At 66.1% G+C, this 11688-nt stretch carries 9 protein-coding genes, 1 tRNA gene and 1 pseudogene; 7 read left to right on the top strand and 4 right to left on the bottom strand.

The window, feature by feature from the left end:
• Positions 1–51 precede the first annotated feature (51 nt).
• On the top strand, positions 52–1389 hold the full coding sequence (xseA, locus tag ABQU90_RS20490; RefSeq protein WP_323522651.1) for an exodeoxyribonuclease VII large subunit: 1338 nt from the start codon (positions 52–54) through the stop codon (positions 1387–1389).
• A 316-nt stretch (positions 1390–1705) separates the two neighbouring features.
• Here xseA and ABQU90_RS20485 read toward each other — a convergent pair whose 3' ends face one another.
• Positions 1706–2956 (bottom strand): virulence factor, encoded by a 1251-nt coding sequence (locus ABQU90_RS20485; RefSeq protein ID WP_323517655.1) that lies wholly within the window; start codon positions 2954–2956, stop codon positions 1706–1708.
• Positions 2957–3176: 220 nt separating this feature from the next.
• Between ABQU90_RS20485 and ABQU90_RS22850 the strand changes: the two are divergent.
• A pseudogene (locus tag ABQU90_RS22850) lies at positions 3177–3365 on the top strand (hypothetical protein); the annotation flags it as partial.
• 28 nt (positions 3366–3393) lie between these two features.
• On the opposite strand, the gene ABQU90_RS20480 reads toward ABQU90_RS22850, so the two are convergent.
• Positions 3394–5241 carry a formylglycine-generating enzyme family protein gene (locus ABQU90_RS20480; protein ID WP_503064269.1) on the bottom strand — a complete coding sequence of 616 codons (1848 nt, stop codon included), beginning with the start codon at positions 5239–5241 and terminating at the stop codon, positions 3394–3396.
• A 118-nt stretch (positions 5242–5359) separates the two neighbouring features.
• On the opposite strand from ABQU90_RS20480, the gene rnd reads away from it, so the two are divergent.
• The 5 genes from rnd to ABQU90_RS20455 all read left to right on the top strand — a co-directional run bounded on the left by rnd (position 5360) and on the right by ABQU90_RS20455 (position 9143).
• Complete coding sequence (gene rnd, locus ABQU90_RS20475; RefSeq protein WP_115527947.1) at positions 5360–6454, top strand: ribonuclease D; 1095 nt, start codon at positions 5360–5362, stop codon at positions 6452–6454.
• Between the two features lie 522 nt (positions 6455–6976).
• Positions 6977–7378, top strand: a complete 402-nt coding sequence (locus ABQU90_RS20470; RefSeq protein WP_055851906.1) for an H-NS histone family protein — start codon at positions 6977–6979, stop codon at positions 7376–7378.
• Between the two features lie 85 nt (positions 7379–7463).
• A tRNA-Ala gene (locus tag ABQU90_RS20465) sits at positions 7464–7539 on the top strand.
• A 153-nt stretch (positions 7540–7692) separates the two neighbouring features.
• The gene (locus ABQU90_RS20460; protein ID WP_162847468.1) at positions 7693–7869 is read left to right on the top strand and encodes a hypothetical protein; all 177 of its coding nucleotides are present in this window, start codon (positions 7693–7695) and stop codon (positions 7867–7869) included.
• A 188-nt stretch (positions 7870–8057) separates the two neighbouring features.
• On the top strand, positions 8058–9143 hold the full coding sequence (locus tag ABQU90_RS20455) for a GGDEF domain-containing protein (protein WP_323522650.1): 1086 nt from the start codon (positions 8058–8060) through the stop codon (positions 9141–9143).
• Positions 9144–9481: 338 nt separating this feature from the next.
• Here ABQU90_RS20455 and ABQU90_RS20450 read toward each other — a convergent pair whose 3' ends face one another.
• Together ABQU90_RS20450 and ABQU90_RS20445 are read right to left on the bottom strand one after the other, a co-directional pair.
• Positions 9482–9991: a chemotaxis protein CheW gene (locus ABQU90_RS20450; RefSeq protein ID WP_055851899.1), complete on the bottom strand. Its 510-nt coding sequence runs from the start codon at positions 9989–9991 to the stop codon at positions 9482–9484.
• A gap of 11 nt (positions 9992–10002) precedes the next feature.
• Positions 10003–11661 (bottom strand): methyl-accepting chemotaxis protein, encoded by a 1659-nt coding sequence (locus ABQU90_RS20445; protein ID WP_323522649.1) that lies wholly within the window; start codon positions 11659–11661, stop codon positions 10003–10005.
• Positions 11662–11688: the final 27 nt, after the last annotated feature.

Below are 11688 nucleotides of genomic sequence, written 5' to 3'. Positions count from 1 at the left end.
TCCAGCCGCTGCGCTCACGCGTGCGCATCGCCACTGCAGGATAATGCGGCGATGGCAGACCGCAACCAACAGATCCTCACTCCCAGCCAGCTCAACACATTGGCGCGCGACCTGCTGGAAGGCAGCTTCCCGCTAGTCTGGGTGGAAGCCGAACTAAGCAGTGTCACCCGACCGTCTTCCGGCCATCTGTATTTCACGCTCAAGGATGCGCGCGCGCAGATCCGCTGCGCGATGTTCAAGCCCAAGAGCACCTGGCTGAAGTTTCAGCCGCGCGAAGGCCTGCGCGTGCTCGCACGCGGGCGTTTGACCCTGTACGAAGCGCGCGGCGACTACCAGCTGGTGCTCGACCACATGGAAGAAGCCGGCGAAGGCGCGCTGCGGCGGGCTTTCGATGAACTACGCGCGCGGCTTGCAGCAGAAGGCCTGTTCGATGCCGAGCGCAAGCAGCCGTTGCCTGCGCACGTGCGGCGACTGGCGGTGATCACCTCGCCCAGCGGTGCGGCGGTGCGCGACGTGCTCAGCGTGCTGGCACGGCGCTTCCCGCTGCTGGAAGTGGACCTGTTGCCGTCGCTGGTGCAAGGCGACAGCGCTGCAGCGCAAGTCACCTCGCTGCTGCAGCGCGCCGATGCGTCCGGGCGCTACGACGTCATCCTGATTACCCGGGGCGGCGGCTCGCTGGAAGATCTGTGGGCGTTCAACGACGAGCGCCTGGCACGCGCGATTGCCGCCGCGCAGACACCGGTGGTTTCGGCGGTGGGCCACGAGACCGACTTCAGCCTCAGCGATTTTGTCGCCGACGTGCGTGCCCCCACACCGTCGGTGGCGGCCGAATTGCTGGTGCCCGATCAACGCGAACTGGTGGCACGGGTGCGGCGCGCACGCGCGCGCATCGCCCAGCTGCAACAGCACGCATTGGGCAATGCGATGCAACGCGCCGACCGGCTCGCATTGCGCTTGCGGGCGCACAGCCCGCAGGCGCGATTGCAGCTGCTGCAGCGCCGCCAGGAAGAAGCCGGCCGGCATTTGCGCGCGCGCATGACCCAGCTGCTGGAGCGTCTGCAAGCACGCGTGCAACGCGGGCAGACGCGCCTGCAGGCGCAGAACCCGCAACGCAATCTGGCCACCTTGCAGCAACGGTTGCGCGCATTACACCCGCGGGCGGCGATGCAACGGCGGCTACAGCACGATCAATTACGTTTGCGCGGCCTGGTGCGCTCGCTGGAAGCGGTCAGCCCGCTCGCCACCGTGGCACGCGGTTATGCCATCGTCACCCGCCCTGCCGATGGCAGCGTGGTGCGCAGCGCTGCCGACGTGGCGCCAGGCGAGCGCCTGCGTGCGCAACTGGCCGATGGCAGCATCGCGGTGCGGGTCGAGCCGAGCGACGACTGACGGCGACAACGCAGGTGCGGGTGCTTGCGCCGGATAACCGACAGCGCACTGGCAGACCGCAGGCGGTATCGTCGCGACGATGGTGTGCAGCGACTGCGCGTAGTAGCGCGGATGCGGGTACTTGTGCCGCATCACCGACAGCGCGTTGGCGACCGCATCCTGCGTGGTCGCGACAATGATGAGCAGCGGAGGCTTGCAGCAGTGCCCTCGTGCGCGCCGCCACTGCGTTGGGTACTTTGCCCGCGCAGCCGCAACCGCCTGGCACATCTCAAACCGCCATGAGGCTTTGCACGCATGGCACCGGCATGAACATGCGCTAGCTGTGGGCGGGCATCTGCGTCGCCGCATGCTGCCAGCCCTGCATCAGCACGCCGGCCAGCACCACCGGGTCGTGATCGAAGTGGTGACCGCCGGGCCGCATCACGACCTCCACGCCGCGCGTGCGCAGCTCCGGGCACAAGGTGTCTTTTTCTTCGCTGCCGTAAATGCATTGCAGACGATGCGCATCCAGCGACTGGATCGCAGGTTCGACATCCCGCTCGGCGTCGTTATGCCAGCCCAGCCAGCCGCCGACGCGCACCTTGAAGTCGGCCTGATGACCAAGCCCGAGCAGGCTGACGAACTGCACCGAGGCGCGCTGCTGCGGCGACAGGTCCGGGTAGGCGAACGGCAGCACGTCGGCGCCGAACGAGTAACCGACCAGCGCCACGTGATGGATATGCCACCGTTGCCGATAGGCGGCGATCACCCGGTCAAGATCGGCGCCCACCTGCTGCGGCGTGCGGCTGGCCCAGAAGTAGCGCAGGCTGTTCCAGCCCACCACCGACACGCCCTGCTGCTGCAACTGCGCGGCAATGCCCTTGTCCAGCTCGCGCCAGCCGCCATCGCCGGACAGCATCACCACCAGCTTGTCGCTGCCGGGTGCGTGCAGTTCGACCAGCGGCAGATCGCCCAAACCCTGCGCCTGCGCTGCCTGGAAGTGGCCGCGTGTCGCTGCGGCAATCTGCATCGGGCTGGCATCGTCGACCAAATCATCGAGGAAGCCCTGATTGGCATCGGGCACGTCGCGCGAGCAGGCCAGGCCCGCCTCCTTGGTGCCGGCATCGGCGACCACCGCGCCGCCGAGCACGTCGGGTGCGGCAGACGCCAAGGCCTGACGCGCCAGCACCGCGCCATCGCCCTGCCCCACCAGCACCGGCGGCAGGAACGCGTCCACGTGTTCGGCGCGCAGCAACTTCTTGCCGAGCCGCTCGGCGTCGTCGGCCAGCGAGCTGCACGCGGCGTGGTGCGAGCGCACACGTTCGCGGTAGCTGGCTGTATCGATCACCGCAACCAACGCACCGTCGTTGCTCAGCATGTCGGCCAGTTGTTGCGCCTGCTGCGGATGGCCGCTATCGGGCAGTAGCACCACCATCGCCTTGGGCGTGCCTTCCGGGCGGATCACTTCCACCGAGCGGTAATGTCCGGCGGTGTTGCCGTCCTGCATATGCCGCGCCACGGCATAGCCACTGCCGCCGATCAGCAGGATTGCCACGACCCAACGAAACACTTTGATCCCCATGCCCATCGCAGCAGTCCTTCAGAAGCGCTGGCGCTTCGACCTCGGTCTGCGCCAACGGTTCCGGCCTGGTGCGGGCGGGTGTTCGCTGCGGTTAAGCCATGGGACCCAGGAACGCTGCAGATGGCGGCTGGTTAGCTCCTGGTCCTGAAGGCGGCAAAGGACGCAGTCATTACCGGCCATGTTCCCTTGCAGCGGCAGCATTGTCGGATCGACCTAACTTCATCCCGACGCCCTCCGTGCCAGCGTGCGTGTGCGATTGCCGCTGTGTCTGCTCTGGACGGTGTTGCTCGGCCGGCGAAGCGTATCGTCCCCGCTGCAAGGTGCCACCGCGGCACCGCTGGATGGCAGCCAAGGCATCTCCACTGGGCGAGAAGCGACTCTGCCGCGCCAAACGCGGGCAACCCGACCGCACGCTCGGCGCCTACTTGGCCGCGGCCGCGCGACTAGATCCCGCGTGCCAGCCGGAACCCGATGCGCGCACTGGTGCTGTCGGAGTCCTGCGACTGCCGCCAGGCCGCACGCGTCTGCTGCGGCGAATTGGCCCAGCTGCCGCCGCGGATCATGCGCTGCCGGCAGCCCGGGTTGAACCACGCCGCGCCATCTGCCGGTGCTCGCCGATAACTGGCGTGCCAGCAATCGGCCACCCATTCGCTCAGGTTGCCGCCCATGTCGTGCAGGCCCCAGGCATTGGCGCGGAAGCTGCCCGCCGGTGCCGGCCCCCAGAACCCATCGCCGTAGCCGACGAAGCCGTTATTCCAGTGCCGGCCGCTGCGCGAGACGTCGTTGCCGCCGGTGAAATTACCTGCATCGCGCGGTGGCGAGCCGGCCTTGCCCCACGGATAGCGTCCGGTGGTGCCGGCGCGCACCGCGTACTCGAACTCCGCCTCGCTGGGCACGTGGTAATGCCGGCCAGTCTGTTCCGACAGCCATGACGCATAGGCTTCGGCATCACGGACGCTGACGTGCATTACCGGACTGTTGGGCGCGGCCTGCGCGCCGTTGTAGTCGGACTGCCAGTCCACCCCGCTGCGGCGAATGAAGTTGCCGCTGCGCTCGTCGTACACCACCGAGTGTCCGCGCCGGGTGGCGCGTGGACGCGCGCCGGTGGCTTCGACGAACTGGCGGAATTCGCCGACCGTCACTTCAGTGATCGAGAGTGCGAAGCCGCGCGCGAAGCGCACGTAATGCGCCGGGCGCTCGTTGTCGGATGCCCCCGGTTCGGCGTCGCCTGCGCCCATCTGGAAGGCACCGTGCGGCACCACGATCATCTGCGGCCCACGGCCACCGACCTTGAGCCCATCGGTGAACACCTGCCCGGGGCGGAAGCTGCCGTAGTGGGTGGCCAACTCCAGGCGACGCCGCAGGTCGCCGGCCATCGGGTCGCCCGGGTCGGCGATACGCAGCACTTCCGCCAGTTTCTCACCGGCCGCCTTGAGCCCGCGCGGCGAGGTCAGATCGTGTAGACCGGCGTCGTGCAAGGCGGCAATCTGCGCGCGCCGGGTGCGCTCGATGCGCGCGCGCGCATCGGCAATGGTCGGCGCGCGGTCGCGCACCTGCCCGGCCATCTGCAACCAGTAACGCGCGCCGATGAAATCGGCAGCGTCGGCGGCCTGTTCGGCGCGCTCCAGCAAACCACTTTCTACTGCGGCCAGGCCCTGGCGCGTGCGTGGGTTGTCGGGGTCCAGCTGCGCAGCATCGCGAAAATTCGCCAGCGCGCCATTGCCGTCTTCGCCCAGACGGCCACCGCGCAGATCTTCTTCGCCGGCGCGGTTGAAACCGAGCACGCGTTGCGCGGTTTCAACCTCGCTTTGCAAGGCGCGCACCTTCGGGTCCTTGGGTGCAAGCGCCAAGGCCACGATGGCAAGCTCGCGCGCCTGGTCTAGCGCATCGTCCTGCCGATCAGTCTGTGCAACCAGCGCCTGACCGCGTTCGATCAAGCGTGCGCGTGCCTGTTCCAGGCCACGCCGGCTGGCCGCATCCTTGCCACCGGCACGTTGTTCGATCGCCAGATACAGCGGGATCGCATCGTCCGCATCCCGATACAGGCGGTCGTCCTGCAGGGCTTGGTCGGCACGCTTACGTACCTGCGCCAAGGGCTCGTCGCCCAGCTCCACCGCCGGCGGCTGCCACTGCGCGACCGTCTCGGCGGATTCTTCGCCACCGATGGACACATTCGGTTTGTTCGGCTGCGCAGACGCTGCCGGCTGTCGCGCAGCCGCGGGCGCCGGTGTCGGCGCGGGGGCACGCGAACAGGCGCACATGCTGAGCGCGACCAGTGCCCACGCTGCCATCCGGTTACCGCACTTACCCACCACCTGCTCCTTCCAGTGCTCTGCCGCACGACAGGCGATCGCGACGTTAGGCTATTCTGCGCGTTCTGCGCAAACCCTTGCTGTCGACGGAAATCACGTGCCCCATTGGATCACCCACCCCTCCGAGCTGACCGAACGCCTGCAGGCGGCGCGTCCTTCGCGCATCGGCCTGGATACCGAATTCATTCGCGAACGCACCTACTGGCCGCAACTGGCATTGGTGCAGATGGCCATCGGCGAGGAGATCCTGTTGATCGACCCGCTGATCCCGGGCATGAACGAGGCGCTCAAGGAGTGGTTGACCGCCACCGACATCGTCAAGGTGATGCATAGCGCCAGCGAAGACCTGGTCACCTTCAAGTGCGCATGCGGCGTCTTGCCGCGTCCGCTGTTCGACACCCAGATCGCTGCCGCGCTGGCCGGCGTGGGCGGCGGCATGGGCTACCAGAAGCTGGTGCAGGAAGTCACCGGCACCTTGCTGACCAAGGGCGAGACGCGCTCGGACTGGATGCGTCGCCCGCTGTCGGCATCGCAACTGGAATACGCCGCCGACGACGTGCGTTACCTGTTCGCGATTCACGACGAGCTGACCCGTCGCCTCACCGAACAGGATCGCCTGGGCTGGCTGGCCGAAGACGCCGAGCGCCTGCTTGCCACGGTTGAGCACGATGACGGCGAGCGCTGGCCGCATGTGAGCCTGCGCACCGCACAATTTCTGGAGCCGGCCGCGCAACGTCGGTTGCTGCGGCTGCTGCGCTGGCGCGATCTGCAGGCGCGTCAGAGCGATCGTCCGCGCAGCTGGATTCTGGACAACGAACTGGCCAGCCAGCTGGCGCGCTTTCCGCCCGCGGATCTGGACGCCTTGCTGCGCCAGTTCGACAAATTCCCCAAAGCCCCGCGCAAGCTCGCCAACGCAGTGTGGGACGCGCTCAACACGCCGCTACCCGACGAAGACACCGCACCGCTGGCGCAGGCCGCCACCGATGGCAACAAGGCCGTGCTCAAGCGTTTACAGGATGCGGTGGCGCAGCGCAGCCGCGAACTTGGCTTAGCGGACGGCCTGCTCGCCTCGCGTCGGCATCTGGAAACCCTGATCGAGCAGCACAGCTGGCCTGCCGCGCTGGGCCAATGGCGACGCGAAATACTGGAAGCGCAGCTGATGCCATTGCTGGCCGACAACACGGCGCAGTGAACCAGGCGTGACGCAGACGACAGCCCGCAGCGATGCGGGCTTTCTTTTTGCCAGATGCGTTCTGCTCGAAGCGATGCGCCTGGTCAATCCTGCGCTGCGCAACGCGCCAGAGTGCGTTGGAAACAGTCCATTTCTGACCACGGATCCGTGCGCTGGTAGCAGCCCCAGACAGCACTCTTGCGCGCAGCGCGACGTCGCTCACTCCAAGCGTCGTGATCCGGTAGTGCGGCTCATCGGCTTCATCGGCAAAATGATGCGGTCATGGTCGCGTAAGCCGGTGCTGCGCTGGTCATCGCTCATCGCCTGCTCCTGCTCTCGTCATGGTCGAATTTGCTGGCCTGCGTGTAAGCTGGGCAGCGCCCGCAACGACAATGCGAAAGCGGCCAGGCAGACCTTGTGAAAAGGCTGTTCACTTCGTGTGCAAGCCCCCGCACACGCAGCGGTCGCCCCCGGGCCCCATGCCATAATGGCGCTCGCCCCTAGGGCGGCGTCTCCACTCTATTATTCCGAGGCCATACCTCTGTGAGCAATACCTCTTCGAAACTGGATTCCATCGCGCAAGCCAAAGCCAAGCTGCTGGACGAGCTGCAGAAGCTGGAAGAACAGGAGAAAACCGAGCGCGCGAGCGAGGCATCCTCTGCGCATGCCACCATCGTCTCGCTGCTCGAGCAGTTTGCCGGTCACTTCAATACCAAGCAGCGCAACGACATCGCGGCCTATCTGGGCACCACTTCGGCACGCAAGGAAGTGGTCAAGAGCGGCCGTAGCGAAGTGAAGCCGAAGTACGAGCTGCCGCACACCGGCGAAACCTGGTCTGGCCGCGGCCGTACCCCGAAGGCCTTCGCTGCCTGGGAAGGCTCGGTGTCGTACAAGGAATGGAAGGCCAAGAACCCGGACCTCAAGTTCCCTTTGATTCGCGAGTAATCCGTGCGGGATTGACCGATTTGCCGCGGTCCGCTGCCGGTTGCCTTGGCGAACGGTGCGGCATGTGGTTAGAATCGAGTCACGTGGGGCGGTAGCTCAGCTGGGAGAGCGTCGCGTTCGCATCGCGAAGGTCGAGGGTTCGATCCCCTTCCGCTCCACCACCGCATCAAACGAAGAGCCCTGAACGTTCGCGTCCAGGGCTCTTTTGTTTCAGCTGTCCCACCGGCGCCAAGCACGCGGAGGGACAGGCCATGCCGCCGATATCACATCGCGCGCGCTAACGTCCGCCTCTCCATCCCAGCGGACCCTTCGCCATGAGCAACCAACAGCGCCAACCCGACAGTGCCGACGACGACGCCAGCGGCGTCTCCGACAGCCAGGACTCGCGCAAGCAGGACGAAACCGCCAAGCAGCGCCCGGGCCAGGAAGATCTGAAAGTGCATGACGAGCACAGCCGCCGCCCCAAGGGGACTGCCGGCCAGGGCGAATAGCCGCACCGTTCGACAGACCGAGTGCTGCAGCATCGGCGTGGGTTCGACACCGCGTCCGCGGCCCGCCGATGTGGCAAGATCCTGACATGTCAGCCGCTGGGGCGGCCGACATTTCGGCGCACCTAACGGCAGCGACCATCGCTGCAGACACTTGATCGCCTTGATGGCGCTTGTTGCAAAGGCCTTGCATGCAGCTTCCCGACGCGCCCGCGTTGCACCTGATCCACGCCACCTTGTTGCCGGGCGACATTGGCGCCTTGTTGGGTGCGCGCCCGCCGGCCAATGAAGACGACCGTCTAGCCGCACTGCAGGCCTACCAGCTTCTGGATACCGCCCCCGAGCCGCAGTACGACGCGCTCGCCGCCGATGCCGCCGCCATGTGCCGCACGCCCATGGCGCTGGTCTCGCTGGTCGACACGCAGCGGCAGTGGTTCAAGGCCAAGATCGGCATGCAACCGAGCGAGACGCCACGCACGCTGTCGTTCTGCGCGCACGCCATCCTTGCGCCCGACCAGCTGATGGAAGTGGCCGATACGCATCTGGATGCGCGCTTCGTCAACAACGCGCTGGTCACCGGCGAGCCGCAGATCCGCTTTTACGCCGGCGCGCCCCTGCTGACCTCCGATGGCATCGCGTTAGGCACCTTGTGCGTGCTCGATCGCACGCCACGGCGGCTGTCGGGTGCCGAACGCGATGCACTGCGGGTGCTGGCCCGGCAGGTCGTGGACACCATCGAGTTACGGCGTGCGGCCGAGCTGGTCGAGCTCGATGGATTACGCGACGCGCTCACCGGGCTCTGGAACCGCACCGGGCTGGAGCATGGCCTGCAGCGTCTGCAAGACACGTGCGCCGCGGTGCCGGAACAATCGCTGGGCTTTTTGCTGATCGATCTGGATGGCTTCAAGCGGCACAAACTGCAATCGGGCGTTGCCGCAGCGGAAGCGACGCTGGTGCAGGCGGCAAGATTGGTCGAGGCGCACCTGCCGCAGACCGCGATCGTGGCGCGGCTGGACTGCGATCGGCTGTGCGTGGCGCTTCCGGTAGCGGGGGCGTCTGCTGCAGTGCACGCTGCGGAGGACATCGGTCAAGCAGTCGAAACCGCGCACTGGCCCATCGGGACGTTGACCGCCAGCATCGGGCTGGTCGATGTGCCTGCCAGCGAGACGCTCGACAGCAACACCTTGCTGGCGCGCGCGCGACATGCGTTGCAGGGCGCGATCTGCGATGGACGCAACCGCGTGCAGCGGTTCAGCGGCTGGCATCTGCAAGGCTGACACTCGCTCCGGCTGAATTGCTTGCGCTGTTTTTACTGTGTGCCCTGAGTGACAGACGCTGCAGTGCCATGCACGCAGCACTGCGGGTACACGGCGCTGCGTAACACGTGTTCAACATTGGTTGATGCGCGCCTGCGACGTTCTGACGCCGAACGTCTTTGCGCTACGTGATTTGCCTTGGGCAACGAGCGGCAGTCAACCTACTGCCGCGCCCGCTGCCCAACCAACGCGCCTGGCTTACGAATCAGCGGGACTCACGACGCGCAGTCTTTCTACGCGCTGGCAGTCGTCTGCACTCTCAATCGACCGGCATCGGCTCGCCCGAATTCCAAGCGGCCTCAGGCAGCCAGCGCGTCGGCATTGCCCGCAATCTCGTCCACCTGCAGCACCTGTTCCATCTCCAGCAGCACCACGAAGCGCTCGCCCACCTTGCCCATGCCACGCAGCAGGTCGCGACGGATATGCGTACCGAATGCCGGCGCCGCTTCGATATCGTCATCGGCCAGTTCGATCACCGCGTTGACGGCGTCGACCAGCACGCCGATCACCTGCGTGCCCTGCGCCTGCTCGGTGGACAGAATCACGATGCAGCTGCGCTTGTTGATGGCGCTGTCGGCACGCCCGAGCCGTGCCTGCAGATCCACCACCGGCACCACCGCGCCGCGCAGATTGATCACACCGCGCACGCACGCCGGCATCGACGGTACTGGCGTCGGCGTGCGGTACTGGATGATTTCGCGAATCCCAAGAATGCTGGTGGCGAAGGTTTCGCCGTCCAGCTGAAAGGTGAGGTACTGGGCGGCTGCATCGGCATCGCCCGGCATGACATCGGAAGTCTGTGCGGTCATCGATCGATCTCTCAGAAGCGAGCGAACTGGCCTTCGTCCGGGCCCTCGGACATCGCATATGCCGGCGCTACATTGCCACGCCAAGCGCGCGCACCTGCAACACGTGCCGGGCGTGCAGCGACCTGCTTGCCACGCTTGGGCGGCGTGCTCGCAGCGCCCTGCCCGCCCAGCCGGAAGAACGCCATGCTCTGTTGCAGCTGCTCGGCCTGCGCGCTCATTTCTTCGGCGGTGGCGGCCAATTCTTCGGAGGCGCTGGCGTTCTGCTGGGTGGTCTGGCTCAGCTGCACCACCGCCGAGTTGATCTGACTTACACCCGAGGATTGCTCTTCGGAAGCGGCGGAGATTTCCTGCACCAGATCCGAGGTGCGCTTGATGCTGGGCACGATGGTGTCGAGCAGGCGCCCGGCGCGGTCGGCCAGTTCGACGCTGGAACTGGCCACCTCGCCGATTTCCTGCGCGGCCACCTGGCTGCGTTCGGCGAGCTTGCGCACTTCGGCTGCCACCACCGCAAATCCCTTGCCATGCTCGCCGGCACGCGCCGCTTCGATGGCGGCATTGAGCGCGAGCAGATTGGTCTGATAGGCGATGTCGTCGATGATGCCGATCTTCTGCGCAATCTGCTTCATCGCCTGGGTGGTGGCCACCACCGCTTCGCCGCCTTCGATGGTTTCCTTCGCGGCCTGGGTGGCCATGCCGTCGGTGATGCGGGCGTTCTCGGTGTTCTGACTGATCGATGCCGTCATCTGCTCCAGCGAGGCGCTGGTTTCTTCCACGCCGGCCGCCTGTTCGCTGGCGGCCTGCGACAACGACTGCGCAGTGGCGCTGACTTCTTCGGACGCGCTGGCCAGGGTCTCGGCACTGGTATTCACCTCGCCCACCACCTGCGACAACTTCTGCACCATGGTGCGCATGGCTTCGAGCAACTGCGCGGTTTCGTCGCGACCGTGTACATCGATGCGCATGGTCAGATCGCCTTCCGACAGGCCATTGGCGACTGCAACCGCGCGACGGATCGGGCCGGTGACGCTGCGGCTGATCACCACCCCAAGCGCGGCGCCGAGCAACACACCGCCGCAAATGATGGCGATCAGCAATTTGGAACTGCGCGCATGGATGGCGCCGGTTTCTGCGTTGGCGGAGGCGGCGCTGCGCTCGCGCAGTCCGCTCAGATCGGTCATCAAGGTATCCACTTCATCCGAGCTGGCGCGCACCGCACGCGACAATGCAGCAAGTTCGGGATTGGCCTCGCGCAATGCTTCGCGATTGGCGGCTTCGATAAAGCGGCCGCGCTCATCCAGATAGGTCTGCCACGCACGATCGAACTGCGCCAGTTTGGTCTTGCCCTCTTCGGTCTGAAAGCTGCCGCGTGCACGGGTCATGTGATCGACCACCTTGGCGGTGTACTTGTCGATGTTTTGCACATGCGACTGGCGTTCTTCCGCGCTGCTGGCCAGCAACAGGTTGGCGCGTGCGCGGCCTGCGTAGATCAGATTGATGTTGGCTTCCTTGACGTTGGACAGGCCGAGCAACTCGCGCTCGTACAGCGAGGTCGATAGGTCGCTGATGCGTCCGGAGTTGGAATAGCCGACCCACCCGATGCACGCGCCGATCGCCGAGACGATCAGAAACGCCACGATCAGCCTGGTTCCGATTTTGAAGTTGCCTAACATTGGGGAGTTCTCTTTGAGTACTGCGTG

The sequence above is a fragment of the Xanthomonas sp. WHRI 10207 genome (assembly GCF_040202975.1).
Classification (GTDB): Bacteria; Pseudomonadota; Gammaproteobacteria; order Xanthomonadales; family Xanthomonadaceae; genus Xanthomonas.
This window is presented reverse-complemented; position numbering and strand designations above follow the sequence as displayed.